Consider the following 19,106-nt stretch of genomic DNA (forward strand, 5'->3'; position numbering starts at 1 on the left):
ATATTGATTTTTTATTTCAGCTGAAAATATAGCGTGTGATCTAAAATTATTGCCCTCTAAAGAACAACATCGTGCTAAATGTTTTTATAATAACATTTGCATCCAAGAAAAAACTTCTGTGTTTTATGTAATATAAATCATATTGAAGTTTCATTAAGCTATCCTCTACTGTTGACCCATAGCGAACCTTTACTTGCGCCCATCCTGTAAGTCCAGGTTTTACAATATGGCGCGTTTCGTAAAATGGAATGACTTGCGATAACTCTTTTACAAAATAAGGGCGCTCTGGCCTTGGCCCTATTAAACTCATATCTCCTTTAAGGATATTTAGAAACTGTGGAAATTCATCTAATCTTGAACGCCTTAAAAACTTTCCAAAAACTGTTACTCTTGCATCATTTTTTGTAGCCCAAACTGCATTACCGCTACGCTCTGCATCAACCACCATGGTTCTAAACTTAATGATACTAAAAATCTTTCCGTTTTTGCCAATGCGTTCCTGTTTATAGAACAAAGGACCTCGGTTCCCTAATAGGTTTCCTATCAATATGAACGGTATAAATAACGCTCCTATAACAACTCCTATGAAAGAAAAAAACAAATCAAACACTCTATGAAAAAATAAGTAAAGCTTGTTGTGATTACTCCTACTAAAAGGGAAATACTTATAAAAATCTTTACCCACAAATTGCACAGGAACTCGATAGGTCATATCCTCATATACTTGAGTATATTCTTTTATTAAAAATCCTTTTTCTAAAAGCAACATCAAATCATTATAAATTTCTGAAGTAATTGTTTCGGCATTGTAGCTAGCTACGACAATTTCAGAAATATTATGTTCTTTTATAACGTCATGTATAGCACTTGGCGGATACTCTGTAACACCTTTATATTTCAACCCTTCTTGGTTTGTTTCCTCACAATTTATAAAACCAACAATTCTGTAATTTGGGTCAGAATCTTTAAACGTATTTACTATAGTATCAATATTAGATATCTCTCCTACAACCAGGACTTTTTTATTAAACCTAGGAGAACTTATAAAATTGATATAAAAAAACCTCCAAAGGAATAGCGCTATAATTATGGCTAGATAAAAGTAAACTATCTGCAAACGATTGGTCGGTAGAAAAGGTGTGTAAAATGGTGTCAATAAATAAAACAACACGGTTACCGAAGCTGTTAAAACGACACTTCCAATCATTTTATCAGACTTGCTTGCCTTTTGCAAGTCGTAAAGTTCAAAAATGGTTCCAAAAATGCTTAAATAAACAGCTAAAACTAATACCCAAGTCCAATTTTCCTTATCAATAGTAAAGTAGTCAAAATCAAACGAAGAACTTACCAAATATAGCATGCCTAAAATGGATAAAATATCTATTAGTCTTAATAGTATTTTACGTTCAGAAATATTAAAATGTATTTCTCGTTTGGCCATAGTTTTTTGTACTGATATAGGTGAGTAAATATAATAAGTTCGAAAAACGTAACAAGATTAAAAACCAATTATTTATAATATTTGTTTTACAAAAACACTTTTTTTTTAATGTGATAAAAAGCCCTGCTGTTTTCACTTAAATCAGTAATAAAATATTGTATAAAATAAGATATTATCAGTTATCTTTTTGTAAAATTTTATGCCAACTACTACATACAGCTTGCCAATCAAAATGCATAACTTTTTGTCTAGCATTATGAGCTAATTGTTGTGATTTTTCAGGCTTTGTTTTTAGCTGGATTATAGCATTTACAAAAGCATCTATGTTGTTTGGTGGAACTAACAACCCGTTTTTATCATGATCAATTAAAAATGGCATTCCGCCTACATTTGTTGAAACTACTGGTAAACCAAGTGCCATAGCTTCTATAACACTTACAGGCATGTTATCAAAATTTGTCGTATTTATAAAAACATTATAATTAGCAGCTAAATCAATCCACATGTTTTTTGATAATTTTCCAGTAAAGGTTACAGAAACACCTAGTTTTGAAACCAGCGCTTTTGCTTCGTCATAGCTTCCATCTCCTGTATCAGGACCAACCATACATAATTCAGCAGAATACCCTTTATCTTGTAATGCTTTTAAAACATGTATTGCCAACGATGGATTATAAATATGTGAAAACGATCTTACCCATAAGAGTTTTAACGTTTCAAATGATCTAATTGAATACGGATAATATGTTATAGAAATACTATTAGGAATATAGGTTATGTTGTTATAACCGTAATCCTTAAATATTTGTTGCATATAAAGCGAAGGCGCTACAAGTACATCTGCATTATGAAAGAGTAAATGACTTAATTTTGGCGATTTTATTAAACGATTTACCAAATTACCTCCGTGTAAAATAGGTATGTAAGGCAACCTAACAATACGACACAGTTGACTAACAATTAAAGCAAAATAAAAATTTTGCGTACTGTACGTATCTATAAGTACAACCTCAACATCTTTCGCTTTAAAAGCTACATGCCAAAGCATATCAAATAAACGCGCCAATTTATTGACCTTTGACGAGGCATACAACACCTTATAACCTTCTTTTTCAAGGGCAGGTCCTAACACATCAATAGCTGTAAGGTTTTTATGCTGTTGACGGCTTAATTTGTTTCCTATGTACAGGACGTTTTTCATTTGTAATATGTAATAATGCCAATGCATACATAAAAGCAGGCATAGCAAGTCGCATAGACATATGGTTTATAGTTAAAAACCAAAATGCTAAAAACGCATAAAAATAATAGTTTCGTCGGTTTTTAAAGCGTGCATCAAAAGGTTTAAAAATTAATATTAGTAAAATAAACACCCCAAATAGGCCATGTTCAGCTAATGTTCTACTAAACTCACTATGCGAAGTAACACCTTGTCCTTCTAGTTGGATACGCTGATCTTTAGCGCGGCTAGATCCTATTCCTAAAAATGGGCTTGAAACAAAACCTTCTAGTTCATGCTCGAACAACTCTAAACGTCCTGTTGACAAATCGGCTTTTTCACGCCCTAAATGATCTTTATTAGCATAACGCAGACTAACTAATCCGCTTGTTTGGCTAATACTTACCATCCAAGTCATTGCCAAACTCAAGCAAAACAACAAAAACACAGTAAGCACTTCATTTCGTTTTTTTGAAGATGCGTGTCTATAATAATAAAACAGAAAAACCAAAATTGCTAAAACAGCTGTTAGCACTCCACCTCTACTTAAGGTTGTAATAGCTCTAAAAGATATTAATCCCAATATAGCGGCATTGAGTATTTTTAGGTTTAAAGTGGGCGATTTAGTAAACAATCGTATTGCCATAATAAACATCCCTAATCCTAAAATAGCAGATACTTGATTTGCACCCCAACCACCTGCAGCTGCCCTATTTGAAGCCACACTTGACAAGACATCTTTTAAGTTTGGTGTGTAGAAATAAATATAAACTGTATGCGCTATTATTGGTAGCACCATAAAGTATAAGATATTAGAAAGTTGACTGAATGAGATTCGCTTACCATAACAAAATAGTGCTGCTAACCCTAAACAAACAGGACCACTCAATACAAAAGCTATATTCGTTCTAAAATTTGCATCAAAACTTAATGTTGTTGAGGCTACAAATATAGAAGGCACTAAAAATATTAAATACATAAAATAAGGGTAACCTCTTCCCGAAATTCCTTTATAGAACATCCCAACAATTACAAAAAGAATTACCAGATATTTAGCAGCCTCATAAGATATAGCACCTCGTGTTGTTCTTAATAAAACTTCAGCACCAACAAAATATGCACAAGCCTTAAGGATCTCATAGGTTTTATCTTTGTTAGAAGTATTTACAATGCGATAACCAAAATAACAAAGTGCTGCAAAAAAGTACAATTTGGCTAATGGTTCCATTAAAAAAATAATAATTCCAATAGCCACATGAAAGCCTATAGCAGTAATGTACGTAATATTGGTTTTCAAAAGGAGTTATTCATTTTAATAGTCACTGCAAGGTAGCACAAATAGCATTACTTACAAAAATAGTATTTTAATGTTTTAAAAAGATATTTTTATAATTGTCTAAAGGGAATTTGTAACTATAGCTTTTGTTGAGTAAGAAAACCGTGAAATGTGTTATGAAAACAGGGAGATAAGGCCTGGTAACCTTCAAAAACTTGTCGTATGTTTTATTGTGATATCCACAAATCAAAAACGGAGCAATATCAGGGTTCAAATAATTTTTGTACACGTTTTCCTTTTGCAATACCTCCTTTTTATCAATTACAACATAATTTATTTCTGAAATATTTTCTCGTATTATTTTATAAGTCTCGATAACAGATAATGGCAACTTCAATTTATTAAAAAATAATATACCCCAATATGAGTCAATCAAAACCCATTTTGACAACTCTTTACAATACACCTCATTAAAAGAATGTCCTCCGTAGTTTTTACTAAAAGGAGCTAATGTAGCGCCCCACTCTCTTACTCTTATATCATTTATGACACAAAAGTTATTAAATATTTGCACCATATCACTACAAACTCCGCCTTTACCCTCAAGCATAATTTTTAAAGCAACATCAGATGACACACTCAATCCTGGTCCTTTTTTTATATGTTTATGAAGCCATAAGCTTAAACATTTAACTTTATCTAAATCTGTTTTAGGTTTGTAAGATTCAAAAATTCTTGAGTTAATCTCATAAAAACATTCTGGAACCTCATCTTTACTATTATGGTTATTGTATGAGTAATCAGCTATTGTTTCGATATTCGTATTTTTTGATAATAATCGAAATCGCACTAAATAAAGAAATGGATGTCTTTTAAACATCCACTGAATTTTTTTCCAAGACATTAACTACATGATATTTAAATAGTTTGTAATAAAAATATGATTTTTTTTTAAACTAAAAAGCTTTCTAATAACATCTTTGTATCAAATAAAAAAAACAGATTGTTTTTTTAACTCTATTTATCATAATACACTTTGTATCAAATGTTCATTATAGTAATTGTATGAAAATTTATTTACGACCTGTACTCTAGCTTCAATTAGTTTCTGATATGTAACCGAATCAATCTTTAAAAACGTGTTTAAAACATTTGCTACAGCATGTACAGAAAGTTCTGTTATTAAAAACCCGTTTTTCTCATGGGTAATATAATCTCTAATTGCATAAATATCTGAAACCACAGGGATACAACCATAATTCAAAGCCTCTGCTATCACTTTAGGGAACCCTTCAGACTTAGATGGTAAAACAATACCATGAGATTTCTTATATATTTCATGAACATCATTTCGTGATAACACGCCATAAAATGTCATTGTTATGTTTAATTTTTCTGCCCATGTTTTATAATTGCTTAACAAAGTTCCTCCACCAACAACATGTACTTTTTTAATAGTTTGTTTTGTTTCTTCTGATAATAACGCCAAAGCATTTAAAAATAGATCTAATCCTTTATTAGCCTCTAGTCTACCAACAAAACAAAGCTCTATAGCTTTTTCATTCCATTTTTTGATAGCAGTTATTTCATGTCCTGAAACAATTTCTTGGTCTGTTAAGCATGGATTCTCAAATGTAATACAGTTACTTTTTTGATTAGGCCATGAACCGTTTATTGTTACTTGTCGTTTTTGATTTTTGAGTAAATAATTTTGAAATTTATATGAAATAGGACTCTGTTGTGCAGACCAATCACCTGCATATTTAAACCAACCTTTACCATGATATAGGTATATAAGATAAGGCAACACAAAAACACCTATTCCTGTGGGCGCTCTAAATTGAAAATAATCTGAATGTTTTAATGTTTTACTTATACGTTTCAGAATGGCAGGCATTTGCCCTACTATTGCTAGCTTATCAGTTATTTTTTTTCCACCAACTTTAGGTATAGGAACAAACGTAATAGCATTTGACGTATAAGGCAGGCAACTGGCAGGTGCTGGATTCTTATATAACATTGCTACATGATAAATTTTATCAAAGATGCTCAACAACTGATTAATTTCCATAACAGTAGCACCAAGTCCAACTAACTTTCCTTCCTTATCATAATAATGCTCAGTATGTGATATAATTGTTAATGTTCTCATTTTAATAGTGCATCATACTGTTCTATAATAGAATTCCAATCATGTTTTTTTGCCCACTGTCTTGCCTTGTAAGAAAACTTTTCAGGATTCTCTAGTAGCTTTTCAACTGCATGTTTTAACGCTATTGTGTCGTCAGGCTCAATGATAAACCCTGTTGCTCCTGCATTTATTGCATCTTCAATACCACATCCTTTAGATCCTATGGCAGGAACTCCTAGGGCATTAGCTTCAAGTATAGCAATACCGAATCCCTCTACATCTCCAGAAACACTTTCTGAACTTAACATAACAAATATGTCAGTTGCTTTAAGTGCTTGTTTTAGTTGTTTTGACGATACAGCCCCATGAAACGTTACATGCTTTTCAACACCTAGTTTTTTTGCTATAGCCGTAAAGGCCTCTGCTTGAGAAGGAATGCCTATACAGTGATAGTGTACGTTTGGAAAACACTTAATTAGCTCTGGAAGTTGTTTAATAACATTAAGCTGGCCTTTTCTATAACTTACACGGCCTACAGTAGTTAATACTGGTTTACCCGATAATAGCATATCACCATGGGGTGGTTTATCCCAAAACGCCATATCAATACCATTAGGAATCACAAATACTGGCTTTTTTAAATGAGATACGAAATGCTTCGTAAAATGTGATACAGCTACTAATTTATTAAATCGTTTTAGGCTTTTAGTAGTAAGGTATTGTAAAACGTTATTCTTTAAGTTAACCTCGCTACCATGTAAAACTGCCAGTATCTCTCTATTAAAAAAGAGTGAGCAGAACGCTACGTTCCATAAAGAAAACTTTCCCGTTGCAAATACAATATCTGATTTTCTAATTGCATTGGCCGTTATAAAAATTCGTTGTATGTACATTAAGAACCTGAAACGTTTTAGTGCGATTCGTTTTATTTTAAAACGTTGAGACTCATCAAAAATAAAATCGGTATTATCATTAGCGCGTTGATCAGTAATCACTTGTATTTGATATCCTTTTTTACAAAAATAAGAAGCTAAATGATAAGCATGATTACCTATGCCTCCTGGTAATGGAGGAAATTCGGAAGACACAATAAGTATTTTTTTATTTTTCAAGAATTTATACCGTGTTAACTAGTGATTTTCTGATAATTTTTCAATTATAGGTCCTTGTTTTAATTTTATTGATGCTAATTTCCAAGATCTATAAACTTGAAAACATATTACAGGAGCTATGACAAGAGATAAAACCCCAGCTAATATCAACATTGCTTTATTTTTTTTAAACTGATACGGAAAAACGGACATTGGCACAGTACGCCATAATGCTCTTCGTGTTGCTTTTTTCCCAAAATAGCGTCTAAAAAAATAAATAACACTAGGTATTGGGCGAGGTGCCAAAAATGTTGAAGGTCTAAAAGCGTCCCAACTTCCCATTTCACGAAGTCCACCAACACCTGCTTTCACATCAACACAAGAAGCATCTGGATTTGAAACACTTTGTATTCCCTTTAAGAATAAGCGTATACCAAACTCTCCGTCCCCCATTCGTTGTTTTTCAAATTGTCTATCAAACAGTCCCACTATATTAAATACCTTTTTATACAACATAGCATTGCCAGTGGCAAACTGACTTGCAACAGAAAAAAAAGCACGGTCATTCGGTATATTTTGTCCTTCAGGATAAAACACACCAGCAGATACTTGAACTTGAAAAAAGTCTAAACAACGTATATGTGCCTCTATCCAATCAGGTTTTATACGAACATCATCTTCAGATAATGCTATTAATTTTCCATTTGCATGCTTAATGGCTGTGTTTCTTGCTAACCAAAGTGCTTTTTCTTTTTGGTTGATATATTTTATATCTAGTTTAAAAGCTTTATAAAAATCTGGGTTAAATGGTTCTGACTGATCTACAATTATAACCTCAAAATTTGTATAGGTTTGTTGCTCTAAATCTTTTAAGACATTTTTTAAATACGCATACCTATTTAACGTAGGAATCACAACACTTACCAAGGGTTTGCTAGCTAATAAATTCGACTCAAAGCTTGTGTAATTCTCATAAGGTATGGGTTGTAATGTTGCAAGTTTTCTTGATATATGCCTTGTTTTAACAAAAGCAACAATCTCTTTAATAGGATTATGCAAACTTAAAACACGTAATAACAAGACATATAGCACCCAAGCTTTATGAAAGTGTTTACGAATAAACCTATAATTATCATACACTGGCACTTTATTGAAACTTTGATATGTTTCGGCATCACCTATATATCCTAGTTGTATAGCTTGCCAAGATACATCATAATCTTTAGCATGACTAGATTGGTAGTTAGAGTCTTGTTCTAATTTTTCTAAAACGCTTTCAGGTAAAGCTTCTACTTTAGGAAAAACGGTATCCCCTTTTAGGTTTTTTAACCTAAAATAATGTGTGGGTTGTAGATATTTTAGAAAAACAAAAGGCATCCCTAATAGTGTTTATTTGTTCTTGTAAGCAATAGCGACTAAATGTGCAGTACCGTGTGCTTGATTTTTCATTGCTTTAGATTGATATTTGTTCACCAGCGTTCCTAGAAGTGTTTTGGTTATACTGATTATGTTTTTTGTTTTTAAACTTTTTAAACTCCACACCCGATATTTACCTGTTTTTACAGCATAGGATACGGTCACTTGGTCAAAGTATCTTTTTAGTAATGTTTCTAGTTGTGCTTTAGTATAATGCCTAACATGGTCTGGGTTTTTATTGGGGCCTTCGTTTTTTATAAAGTCTCCATTAGGCGTTGTTAAATAGACCCAACCACCAGGTTTAATTACTTTAGCAATGTTTTTTATAAACAACTCATCTTCTGGCACATGCTCTATAACCTCAATAGAGACCACGGCATCATAGCTGGCATCTGGCAAGGTTGATTTTGTCATATCTTCAATAACCACATCAGTTATATTGGAGCGTTTTTTTTTAATGGTTTCTAAAATAGATGTCGTAAACCCCAATTGTAAGTCGGCTTTAACACCAGATTCTTGAGGTACATCTAATAGTGTAATGTTTGCAGGCACACCTATAGTATAAGGTGATTTTCTACCTCCTACATCTAAAATTTTTATAGTTTTTTGAAAGCTAGAGCTTTTTTTTACTAAATATTTAATATGCTGACGTACCGTTTGTAAGTGCACTGTCATTAATGGAAAGGTTATCCATCGAAACCATTCGTAGGAGGTCATATCAAAATTATTTTTATACAATAATAAAAGTTCTGATTATATTATATATACATATTTACATTTATTTATTGTAAAATTTTAAAAACTGCTGTTGTTGCTGTTCTAATGTAAACGTATTTTGTACTCGGTTCATTGCTTGTTTGGAAACTGACAGACGTTCTTCAGGTGTCAAATTATTTACCATGTTTATCGTTTTTGCTAACGATTTTGGTTGTCGTTTAGGCACTACCCAACCTGTTTTTCTGTGTATGATATTTTCAGCTAAACCTTCGGCGTCACTTACAACACAAAGCAATCCCATAGCTTGAGCCTCTAATACTGCATTACAAAACCCCTCTTGTATGCTATATTGGAGGTAGATATTAGACTCGTTTAGTTTTGCTCTTACCTGTGTTGGGTTTAAGCGCCCAGCAAACGTTACATTATCATGCAACTGAAGCTGATGTGCTGCAAACATTAAGCGTTCATAATCTTCTCCTGAACCAATAATGGTATAATGAAATAACACGCCTTGTTTTTTTAATAATGCTAATGCCTCAAGTGTGTATTCTAGCCCTTTTTTCCAATGCAACCTAGCTACAGTTACTATGCGTATTGGTTGCTTATCAAAGGGGGCTGTTTGTAAAGGTTGTGGTTTAAAAAACTGCACATCTATGGCTGGTGTAATTATATGTATTTTTTTAACAGACACACCGTAACTAGATAAATCTGTACGCATTTCATTTGATAACACATGGTATTTTACTGATTTTATAGTAAATAATAATGTATAACACCCAGGATGTTTTAAAGGAGATAAGTATAAATCAAAACCTCTAAAGCTAACAGCCATTTGAGCTTGTATGGTTTTTGCTACATGCTCACGACCTACGGCTAACATTCCAAAGCCAAAATGCAGCCAATCTAGATTAAGATGCAGCATATAAGCGTTTTGCAATAATCTTTTAAACGCTTGCTTATTTGTTTGTCCTGATTTCTTATCTAACTGATAATGCGTCCAAGCTCGTTTAGGAAAAAGAAATGTTATTTTGAATAGTGCTAATAGCACTTGTATAATAACCCGCCAATAAGCCCCTTTAAAACTAGGTGCTACAATTACGTCACAGTTTAAGACTCTGGTGTTATTTTTTTCTGGATTTGTAACTATTAAAACAACCTTATATCCTGCTTTTTGTAATCCTAAAATTTTATTTCTAAAAAAAGTTTCAGAGTACCCAGGCACTTTAGATAATACCAAACCTATTTGTTGTTTCATATTACTTCATTTTTTAGCACATGTTTATAGAGTTTTAACATCTTAGAAGCCATTGAGGTACTTTGGTGCTGTTCTTTTATGGTTTTTAAAGCAGCCATTTTTATTTGTTGTTGCTTTACTGGTTTTAAATCATAAACATTAAGCAATTGTTTGGCTATAGCGTTTGAATCACGAATAGGTACTAAAAACCCATTCATACCATGTGTAATTACTTCGTTCATCCCACCACAATTTGTACTAACTACAAGCGTTTCTTGTGCCATTGCTTCTAAAACTACATTGGCTATTCCTTCTTCTACGCTAGGCAATAATAACACGTCTGCTTGCTTCATTAATGCTTGAACCTCACTAAACGTCTGTTTACTTAATAAGGTTACACAGTCTTGTATACCTAAATCTTTACAATGGTATTGGTACTCTGTAGTATTTGCAGCTCCTACTATGGTATAAGAGAAATTTAGGCCCTTATCTTTTAATAGTTTGCAAGCATCTAAAGCATATGTATATCCTTTTTTCCAGTGAGGCCTTCCAACAGAAATAATATGTAACCTACTAGAAATAAGATGTTTTACGGGTTGCACTGTATTTTTTTGTGCTACATTAAGACCACTATACGCTACGAATATGTTGCGAGCTTGCGCGCCATAATTTTGAGCTTCAATTCCTATGGCTTTAGATACTGCATGAAAACCATCTACTTTTGGGAAGGTTTCGCGGTACATTTCAGCCAATAATGGATCTGCTATAGGCGAGTAATTAATATGCGCGCCCCTTAAGCTTACAACTAATTTAATTCCAAATTGCTTAACCCACATCCATTCATGAATTCCTTTAGCCCACTGTACATGAAATACATGAGGTTTGTGCCAAAGTACAGGATAGCATTTTACTTTATCGTGTCGTGTTGTTTTTGCTGTTTTTTTTAATATGCTATCTAACTGTTTTTTTTCATGATACCGAAAGAGCGTTAATAGGATGGTATATCGTAACAAGAACAGCCCTTTAAGAAATGTGTTAGATCTAAATCCTAAAACGGTTATGTTATTTAAGTCTTTTACTTTTTTATTCAATCTACCAAATAACAACACATGACAGCCAGATTTAGCGAGTTCGGCTATGAGACGTTCAATAAAGGTCGTGCTAGGTATTTCTCCTGAATAGACTGCTATTTTTAATGGTCGTTGCAATGGGTATTTGTTTTGCGTTTAAAAGTACTAATCTTTACTAAATAAGTTATTTTTTTAAGAAATTTCTTAATCTTTTAAAATCATTTTTATGGCAACATAAATGTTTTACTAAAAAAAAGAAAGGAGCTCAACAGCCAACTTTTCACTTGCTAGTTGTCTGCCGTAAATATTAACATGAATATCGTCATAAAAGTATTTCGTATTATTCAGAAGCCCTGTGTGATTTATAACATGGTAATCTGATTTTACAAATGTGGCTTGTTCCTTTTGCAAGGGAGGCAAATAACAGATCAATTTTATATCATTGGCATCACATAGTTTTTGTATACGTGCTAAATATTTATTTCTAAAACGCACAGGCACTTGTTTTCTATTTATAATATGCATATCTCTAATAGCTCTAAGAGGATACGTATAATTACCTGCATTATCAAAACGATTATGTTTGTTAGGTTTTAACAAACTGATTATTGCGGGATAAAACAACTCGGTATTATAATACCCTATTCCAAACATAGGTACCCATTTGGAAAGCGCTAATAATTGTGCCTGTTGTTCTGGGAACTCATTATAATAAGCACTTACATAATTAGTAAAAACATAAGGTAAAAATCTATAATCATTACTGCTTAACTTATTATGAAGCCTGTCATAATCTGATACGCTAGCAGATAACACACAAATTTTAGTTTTTTTACCAAGCGCTAAAAAATGCTGCAACATTACATACTGGCTAGATAATGCAGTATCATCAATTGATAAGTTTATGCCTTTGCCCGGCAATACGGAGTCTAATACATGTGTATTAACAGTGGTAAGTCCCGTACTAGAACCTAAAACGATGTAATCAAAATCAGTTTCAGCAACTGAATTTTCTAAAAAAGATGGTTTATAAAAACTTCCATTTTTCAAACATAACAAACTAGTAAAAGCTACTAGTTGAGAAACAACTACGAAGCCAAACAACATACCTATTATGTGCTTTACAAACTTTTTCATTAAAACTGAAAATAAATAAAATCTGACGGGTTTTTATAAACCCCCATAAAAACAATTAACACAGCAATTAAAAGCGCTTGATAATAGCCTAAAGTCACTTCTGTATTTCCTTTTTTCATACTTTTTAATTCATAAAAAAGCATAACACCAATACTTAAAGATGTTATTAGGCTTACTAGTATGTATTTAGGCGTTTTATAAAAAAAGTGCAGTGAACTAGAGTCTAGACTAAAAATATTATACACTATATTGATAGCAATACTTATGTTGTCTGCTCTAAAAAACACCCAAGCCATACACACCAAGACAAATGTAACTAATATATTAGGAAGCTGTTTGACAGATAATTTTATTTGATTTGTATAGGTTTTATTAGCTTTAAAAATCAAAAGAGGTAAAAACAACAAGGCATGAATACCACCCCAAACTACAAAAGTCCAGTTTGCTCCATGCCAAAAACCGCTAACTAAAAACACGATAAACACATTACGCAATTGTTTCCATATATTTCCTCTAGACCCACCTAAAGGAATGTACAAATAATCTCTAAACCATGTTGATAGTGAAATATGCCAGCGCCTCCAAAATTCAGCAATATTTCTAGAGAAATAAGGAAAGGTAAAATTGGTCATTAAAGAAAAACCAAATAATCTTGCAACGCCAATTGCTATATCGGAATATCCAGAAAAGTCTCCATAAATTTGAAAAGCAAATAAGACACTTCCCATAAACAACTCCATAGCAGTATATCTTCCAGGGTCTTCAAAAATTTGATTTACAAAAAAAGCACAATTATCAGCTATGACCATTTTTTTAAACAACCCCCAAATAATTAAATAAAAACCACTTATAGCAAAGGTGTAATCAAATTTACGAGTTCTTTGAAACTGAGGTAACAATCTACTAGCTCTTTCAATAGGGCCAGCTACGAGTTGCGGAAAAAAAGCAACAAAAGCAGCAAACTCAACAAACTGCGATGTAGGTTTCAAGCGTTTTTTATACACATCTATTGTATAGCTTAATGTTTGAAAGGTATAAAAACTAATCCCTACAGGCAGTATAACATTTAGTGTAGCAGGCGCCATTGAAACCCCTAGAAGCTGCCAAGCATCTATCCAGCTAGAAACAAAAAAGTTATAGTATTTAAACACACCCAACAAGCCTAAATTACAAACAAGGCTTACAGCTAGTAAGCGCTTTCTTTTTTTAGAATGTGTTTCTTTAAGTAATTGTTTTGCAACAACAAAGTCTACAACCGTACTAAAAAAAATTAATGTTAAGAAACGCCAGTCCCACCAACCATAAAACACGTAACTCACCACAACTAATAGTGCGTTTTGTATTTTAAGGGGTTTATTACACACAAACCAGTAGAGTATAAAAACTACTGGAAGAAACCATGCAAAGTCTAATGAATTGAATAACATAGATAGTTTATAGCGCTCTTGGGTATAATGTTACATTAAAAACATCAAATATTGAATTGATTTTACCAATATCATTCTCTGAAAAATGTTTTTTATTTCTATTTTTTAATATCCTGGTACTTTCAGGATGTGTTTTTGAGGATGGTTGTTTATAAAACTCTTGTAAATTTTCAACAGGCTTTAAGTTATAGTTTTCACACAATTTATAGAACTCTTCAATATTAAGAACCAAATCTTCGTAACGTATTACATTAATTTTTGATTGGTATTCAGTAAAAATGTCTATGGGTAAAACATTTTCAATACACCATCGAATTGCCAGTATTTCGATAGGGCTCAAGGATTGATATTGGGTAATATCATAATGAAATGTTTCTTGTATAAGCTTAACTAAATGCGGCTGATTTACAAAATGTGATAAATCATACAGCCAAGGGAATTTTACCTGCTGTTGTGACCGTAGTACCTCATAAGGATTTCTTATAATGTGTATAACGGGGATTTGAAATGTCTCTGTTAAATACATTGCAGCCAAGTTAGCCCTTACAAACTTGATGATAAATTTTTTAGGAATAAAGGGCCATAAATGACGTTTAAAGCGTCTGTTGCTATTTTGCGCTATCCAGTTACAATCGACCCTGTTTTGAAAAACGCGTTTTAAATAGCGGTATGCTTTAGGTACATCACTTTTAGTCATCAACCATTTATCACATACTAAATGCCCTTTTTTGGTACGCGTTTCTTGTTCAGGTTCAAACAACATTCTATATCTATAAGGTTGTGCTAATGTTTCACTTAACCAGCTAGTCCCACTTCTAGCACTACCTACAACTATTACATGTTTATTAAACCGTGTCATTTTTTAAGTAGTTTTTTATATAGGAATTCGTGTTTATTAATAAATGACTTCATTGTAAAATGTGTCTCACAATAGGTTCTTAAATCATGTGCTAAATGCTTTCTAGATGATTCATCCATTGTTTTAATCATATTTATTTTTGAAGCTAAGGCTTTAGTGTCACCAGCTTTAAACAGCAAATGATTAAATGCTTTCAACACAAAGTTAATTCCGGTAATATCAGAGCCTAACACAGGAATTTGCATAGACATAGCCTCAACTAGTGCCATGGGCATTCCCTCTTTTCGTCCTTCATTTAAGGTTGGTATGACATATAAATCTGACGCGACTATATACGGTCTTACATCTAGTTTTTTACCCAAAAACCTTACCTGATTTTCGATACCCAATGTATTAGTAAACGCGCGTAATTCTTCACCATAATCATTATCACAATCACCTACTATAGTTAATGTTACATGCTTATCATTTAATAAAGAAACAGCCTCTATGAGGACTTCAACACCTTTTACAGGGACCAAGTTTGCGACGGTAATTATATTAAAAATTGCCTCTTTTTTTTTTATGTTTTTAAATAGCGTTGGGTTATAATAAGACGTATCAATTCCAATTGGAATAAGCGTCTGTTGTTTTTTTGTTGGGAAATACGCACGCATTTCATCATTTATGGTTACGATAAAATTGGCTAAATAGCTTTTTATTTTCCAGTGTTTATTGTTGGCTCCCATAGCTTTTTTGGTATACATCCATTTTACACCAGCAATTTTAGCAGCTAACGCTTCAGTCCAATCACTACTCCATTGCCAAGAATGAACTATATCGAATTCAAGCTGTTTATAAAATTTAGCAATCTTCCATACTCTAGGTAATAGGGTTGTATAAGGGCGATAAGGTGTTTTAGTTTCAAAGACATGTATGGGTACCCCTAGCGTTTCTACCTCTTTAAAAAAAGCACCTTTATTACTTCCGCAGGCAATGGCTATATCAAACTTTTGTTTATCAAGACCTTTTACTAAATCATAAATAACTTTACCGCTACCTGCCGTATGAAAATTTGATGTAGTAAATAAAATTTTAATACGTTTAGTTTTCATCTAATCGTTTGATTATTTTAGCTGGATTTCCAGCCACGATACTATAAGGCGGTACATCTTTGACAACAACAGATCCTGCGCCAATAACAACCTGGTTACCGATTGTGATATCTCCTATAATAACGGCATTTGCCCCCACCGTTACATTATCACCAATTACAGGTAACTTGCTATTATCATTACCTTTATTACCAATAGTTAAGCCATTTCTAAACTGAAAATTTTTGCCTATAGATTTTGCATTAATCACTGTTGCAAACGGATGATAACACATCATACCGCCTGCTATTTTAGTGCTTCTAAAAATTTTACATGACCGTGTATCAACAAATATAGATCGCCATATCATGTTTAATTTATTTATTCTCCAAAAAAACACATAAGCATAATCTGGATAATGTATCATTAAGTGATTAAATTGTTTATTGAGAGGTTGCTTAATTTGTTTACTACCACGTACTTTTAAGCATTGATGAATATCAGCTTGAATAACTGGGTTGTCTTTCACATAACGTTTATACCAGATGTATAATAAACATCTTTTAAAGATATATTTGGTGTAAAATAAACTACGCAAACTCATTTACTTTTTTCTAATAATTGCTTTACTGCAAAAGGCACTATATAGTATCCATATACCTTACGCAATATTTCTAAAGGCAAGATACTTAATATTGTTATATATATATGCATATACCAAGGAATCTTAATAGGTTGCATCTCTTTCTGTAATTGATTTTTTAGCTGTATACGTGTTTGTATCCCTTTGGTAAAAACTATTTGTCTACCTAAAGCTTGAAATAACTGACTAAACAAAATAGCATTAAATTCTTGAGACCAAGAGTTTTCTAAATAAAACGGTATATGCTCTTTTATTAATCTTGGCCATATCATAAATGCTCTGGGCATGCTTTTTTTAGCTTGTTCTATCGTTGAGTTTTGGTGCTTAAAATATAAGTACACATACCTATCTATAAATGCTACAGCTTGCGTCATTCCTAGTTTTATGTCAAGGGCCGTATCTTCGTTATTTTTTATAGCTTCATTATATAACCCTATTTTATCAAACACAGATTTTCTATATAAAAATGCAGGTGGACCAACAACTGTTTTAAGGCTTTCAAACCACTTTAGTCCCCAATAAGGTGGTTTATTAATTATTACCTCATTGGTTTCGTCATCTGGTTTTTCAGTTTGCTCAATTCCTTTATGAGACTTTATCATTTTGCCAAAAACCGCCATTACTTCAGGATGGTTATCTAAAACGTCAATCATCCGATTTAAAGCCCCAGGATAAATTTCGTCATCAACATCAAATACATAAATGTAATCACCTTTGGCTGAAGCAATTCCCATATTGCGTGCAGCAGCAGCTCCTTGCGTTGTTTGTTCTAAGAGTTTTACTCGATTATCAATTTTTGTAATTTGCTGAATATGCGTTACCGATTTGTCTGAAGAGTTATTATTAACATACAGCAACTCAAAATCAATAACATCTTGACTTAGGATTGTTTTATACGATTTTTCAATAAAGTCAGCAGCATTATAAACTGGAATAACCACAGATAATTTCATAAGCTTAGGTATTATTTTTTTTATACCATACAGCCAAGGTTAACAACATGCTTACCGCATGGGCTGTGTTTATAGGGTCTTCTTTTAAAAACGTATTGTAAGTTGATTTTACGACATCTTTAGGTATCCAAGTATTAAAATTGTTATCAAACAAGTAACTTTCTAATTTTTCAGCATTGCTATCTCCAAGAAACTGCAATTCCCAGTTGCGTTGTATATAGGGTTTTCCTTGAACGTTTTTAATTGTTCGCTGTAGTTTATTTACTATACGATACGGGATATTGTAAGGTGTTTTATTGTAGGCATAATTAGCAACAGAAAACGGTTTTTGTGCCTGCCATGTAATGTTTGCTAGTGCTTTATCTTGATTTATATGAGCTATTTGCAATCGTCTATCAGCTAAATAAGATTCTGGTGTTTTGCAAACAAACTCACACATTCTATTATCATAATAAGGCAATGTCATGGGGTTAGCTGCCTCAAACACACTTAAATTGGTTGTTGTCCAGCGATGCGCCCATTGACTTGTTTTATAGGCACGCACTTTAGCACTGATGTTGTTTATGTTTATGGCGTTTAAATCTGTAGTAATGCGGTCTATTAAGTAGGTTTTAAAATCACCTTTTAATCCCCAATTACTCCATAACTTTTCAGCCAAAATTAAACCACGAGGTTTCACCATTTTTTTGAGTAATAGGGGCACGACATCTCCTTTTTGGGTTGCTTCAGGCACGCCTCGATCAAATAGTACGTCGCCCCAATGCCCTAAAGAGAAAACACCCGTCATTTTTTTTAGTTCAGGTAAGACCGCCATTTGTCTTGGGTGTGTAAATTCTGAATACCCTCCATTAATGTTTAACAAGTCATCAATAACCTGCCATAAATATCCAGGTGTTATATCAAACTGTTTAAAGCTAAAGCGACATTCTTTTGCTATTTTTTTAGCAATATGGTGTTCGGGGTATCCCCCTTGAAACGCATAACTAAACGCTTGAACTTCATTTTTAAAGTTTTTTAAAACAAGTGCTTGGCTACGGCTATCAAGTCCACCAGAAAGCGGTAGAATTACAGGATTATCTTTTACTTGGTTTTTAGTGATTGTGGTAAGTAGCTCTATGTAGTTACTTAATGTGTCTTTAAAAGGTTTTTGTTCTGGTTGATAATACCAATTAAAATTAGGTGTGCTTTTTAGGAGTCTTCCTTGAGCATCTAGTTCATGGTCATGTGCAGGCAAAAGACACACTTTGTTTTTCCAGTATGTATCTGCACCCATAAAAAAACCTGTAGCAACAAATACACAAATAGCTTCTAAGTTATAAGCGTTCTCTTTGTTTGCTACATTGGCAAAAATTTGCTTGCTGGGTATTATAGGTGTGCTTATCTTCATAGTGTTATGTTTGCTAATATAAAAAAAGCGTT

At 32.8% G+C, this 19,106-nt stretch carries 17 protein-coding genes; all 17 read right to left on the reverse strand.

Annotation, left to right across the window (positions count from 1 at the left end; all coding sequences use genetic code 11):
- Positions 1 to 46: 46 nt before the first annotated feature.
- Positions 47 to 1,441 carry a sugar transferase gene (locus tag ACN5J3_RS12355; RefSeq protein WP_418511934.1) on the reverse strand — a complete coding sequence of 465 codons (1,395 nt, stop codon included), beginning with the start codon at positions 1,439 to 1,441 and terminating at the stop codon, positions 47 to 49.
- A 175-nt stretch (positions 1,442 to 1,616) separates the two neighbouring features.
- Positions 1,617 to 2,642 (reverse strand): glycosyltransferase family 4 protein, encoded by a 1,026-nt coding sequence (locus tag ACN5J3_RS12360; protein ID WP_418511935.1) that lies wholly within the window; start codon positions 2,640 to 2,642, stop codon positions 1,617 to 1,619.
- Complete coding sequence (locus ACN5J3_RS12365; RefSeq protein ID WP_418509516.1) at positions 2,593 to 3,957, reverse strand: O-antigen ligase family protein; 1,365 nt, start codon at positions 3,955 to 3,957, stop codon at positions 2,593 to 2,595. The genes ACN5J3_RS12360 and ACN5J3_RS12365 overlap by 50 nt, the downstream gene beginning before the upstream one ends.
- Before the next feature lie 67 nt (positions 3,958 to 4,024).
- On the reverse strand, positions 4,025 to 4,840 hold the full coding sequence (locus tag ACN5J3_RS12370) for a transglutaminase domain-containing protein (protein ID WP_418511936.1): 816 nt from the start codon (positions 4,838 to 4,840) through the stop codon (positions 4,025 to 4,027).
- Positions 4,841 to 4,960: 120 nt separating this feature from the next.
- The gene (locus tag ACN5J3_RS12375; RefSeq protein WP_418511937.1) at positions 4,961 to 6,088 is read right to left on the reverse strand and encodes a glycosyltransferase; all 1,128 of its coding nucleotides are present in this window, start codon (positions 6,086 to 6,088) and stop codon (positions 4,961 to 4,963) included.
- The gene (locus tag ACN5J3_RS12380; protein ID WP_418511938.1) at positions 6,085 to 7,179 is read right to left on the reverse strand and encodes a glycosyltransferase family 4 protein; all 1,095 of its coding nucleotides are present in this window, start codon (positions 7,177 to 7,179) and stop codon (positions 6,085 to 6,087) included. Before ACN5J3_RS12380 ends, ACN5J3_RS12375 begins: the two co-directional genes overlap by 4 nt.
- 18 nt (positions 7,180 to 7,197) lie before the next feature.
- Entirely contained in the window at positions 7,198 to 8,535 is a 1,338-nt protein-coding gene (locus ACN5J3_RS12385) for a glycosyltransferase family 2 protein (protein ID WP_418511940.1), read from the reverse strand.
- 12 nt (positions 8,536 to 8,547) lie between these two features.
- Complete coding sequence (locus ACN5J3_RS12390) at positions 8,548 to 9,291, reverse strand: class I SAM-dependent methyltransferase (RefSeq protein ID WP_418509510.1); 744 nt, start codon at positions 9,289 to 9,291, stop codon at positions 8,548 to 8,550.
- A 61-nt stretch (positions 9,292 to 9,352) separates the two neighbouring features.
- On the reverse strand, positions 9,353 to 10,546 hold the full coding sequence (locus ACN5J3_RS12395; protein WP_418511941.1) for a glycosyltransferase family 4 protein: 1,194 nt from the start codon (positions 10,544 to 10,546) through the stop codon (positions 9,353 to 9,355).
- Positions 10,543 to 11,733, reverse strand: a complete 1,191-nt coding sequence (locus tag ACN5J3_RS12400) for a glycosyltransferase family 4 protein (protein ID WP_418511942.1) — start codon at positions 11,731 to 11,733, stop codon at positions 10,543 to 10,545. Before ACN5J3_RS12400 ends, ACN5J3_RS12395 begins: the two co-directional genes overlap by 4 nt.
- A 108-nt stretch (positions 11,734 to 11,841) precedes the next feature.
- Positions 11,842 to 12,732, reverse strand: a complete 891-nt coding sequence (locus tag ACN5J3_RS12405) for a hypothetical protein (protein ID WP_418509507.1) — start codon at positions 12,730 to 12,732, stop codon at positions 11,842 to 11,844.
- Positions 12,732 to 14,159, reverse strand: a complete 1,428-nt coding sequence (locus ACN5J3_RS12410; protein ID WP_418511943.1) for an MBOAT family O-acyltransferase — start codon at positions 14,157 to 14,159, stop codon at positions 12,732 to 12,734. Before ACN5J3_RS12410 ends, ACN5J3_RS12405 begins: the two co-directional genes overlap by 1 nt.
- A gap of 7 nt (positions 14,160 to 14,166) precedes the next feature.
- On the reverse strand, positions 14,167 to 15,018 hold the full coding sequence (locus tag ACN5J3_RS12415; protein WP_418511944.1) for a sulfotransferase family protein: 852 nt from the start codon (positions 15,016 to 15,018) through the stop codon (positions 14,167 to 14,169).
- Positions 15,015 to 16,112 (reverse strand): glycosyltransferase family 4 protein, encoded by a 1,098-nt coding sequence (locus ACN5J3_RS12420; RefSeq protein WP_418511945.1) that lies wholly within the window; start codon positions 16,110 to 16,112, stop codon positions 15,015 to 15,017. The genes ACN5J3_RS12415 and ACN5J3_RS12420 overlap by 4 nt, the downstream gene beginning before the upstream one ends.
- Positions 16,102 to 16,620 (reverse strand): serine acetyltransferase, encoded by a 519-nt coding sequence (locus ACN5J3_RS12425; RefSeq protein ID WP_418511946.1) that lies wholly within the window; start codon positions 16,618 to 16,620, stop codon positions 16,102 to 16,104. The genes ACN5J3_RS12420 and ACN5J3_RS12425 overlap by 11 nt, the downstream gene beginning before the upstream one ends.
- A gap of 71 nt (positions 16,621 to 16,691) precedes the next feature.
- Positions 16,692 to 17,687: a glycosyltransferase family 2 protein gene (locus ACN5J3_RS12430; RefSeq protein ID WP_418511947.1), complete on the reverse strand. Its 996-nt coding sequence runs from the start codon at positions 17,685 to 17,687 to the stop codon at positions 16,692 to 16,694.
- Between the two features lie 4 nt (positions 17,688 to 17,691).
- The gene (locus ACN5J3_RS12435) at positions 17,692 to 19,074 is read right to left on the reverse strand and encodes an asparagine synthase-related protein (protein WP_418511948.1); all 1,383 of its coding nucleotides are present in this window, start codon (positions 19,072 to 19,074) and stop codon (positions 17,692 to 17,694) included.
- Between the last annotated feature and the right edge of the window lie 32 nt (positions 19,075 to 19,106).

Source organism: Corallibacter sp. (assembly GCF_048381695.1).
GTDB lineage: Bacteria > Bacteroidota > Bacteroidia > Flavobacteriales > Flavobacteriaceae > Corallibacter > Corallibacter vietnamensis.

What these genes read in the sequence shown, in the direction of transcription:
- ACN5J3_RS12415 (WP_418511944.1), bottom strand. Translation starts at nt 15,018, where the DNA reads ATGACACGGTTTAATAAACATGTAATAGTTGTAGGTAGTGCTAGAAGT.
- ACN5J3_RS12355 (WP_418511934.1), bottom strand. Translation starts at nt 1,441, where the DNA reads ATGGCCAAACGAGAAATACATTTTAATATTTCTGAACGTAAAATACTA.
- ACN5J3_RS12375 (WP_418511937.1), bottom strand. Translation starts at nt 6,088, where the DNA reads ATGAGAACATTAACAATTATATCACATACTGAGCATTATTATGATAAG.
- ACN5J3_RS12405 (WP_418509507.1), bottom strand. Translation starts at nt 12,732, where the DNA reads ATGAAAAAGTTTGTAAAGCACATAATAGGTATGTTGTTTGGCTTCGTA.
- ACN5J3_RS12370 (WP_418511936.1), bottom strand. Translation starts at nt 4,840, where the DNA reads ATGTCTTGGAAAAAAATTCAGTGGATGTTTAAAAGACATCCATTTCTT.
- ACN5J3_RS12395 (WP_418511941.1), bottom strand. Translation starts at nt 10,546, where the DNA reads ATGAAACAACAAATAGGTTTGGTATTATCTAAAGTGCCTGGGTACTCT.
- ACN5J3_RS12385 (WP_418511940.1), bottom strand. Translation starts at nt 8,535, where the DNA reads ATGCCTTTTGTTTTTCTAAAATATCTACAACCCACACATTATTTTAGG.
- ACN5J3_RS12390 (WP_418509510.1), bottom strand. Translation starts at nt 9,291, where the DNA reads ATGACCTCCTACGAATGGTTTCGATGGATAACCTTTCCATTAATGACA.
- ACN5J3_RS12410 (WP_418511943.1), bottom strand. Translation starts at nt 14,159, where the DNA reads ATGTTATTCAATTCATTAGACTTTGCATGGTTTCTTCCAGTAGTTTTT.
- ACN5J3_RS12360 (WP_418511935.1), bottom strand. Translation starts at nt 2,642, where the DNA reads ATGAAAAACGTCCTGTACATAGGAAACAAATTAAGCCGTCAACAGCAT.
- ACN5J3_RS12420 (WP_418511945.1), bottom strand. Translation starts at nt 16,112, where the DNA reads ATGAAAACTAAACGTATTAAAATTTTATTTACTACATCAAATTTTCAT.
- ACN5J3_RS12430 (WP_418511947.1), bottom strand. Translation starts at nt 17,687, where the DNA reads ATGAAATTATCTGTGGTTATTCCAGTTTATAATGCTGCTGACTTTATT.
- ACN5J3_RS12435 (WP_418511948.1), bottom strand. Translation starts at nt 19,074, where the DNA reads ATGAAGATAAGCACACCTATAATACCCAGCAAGCAAATTTTTGCCAAT.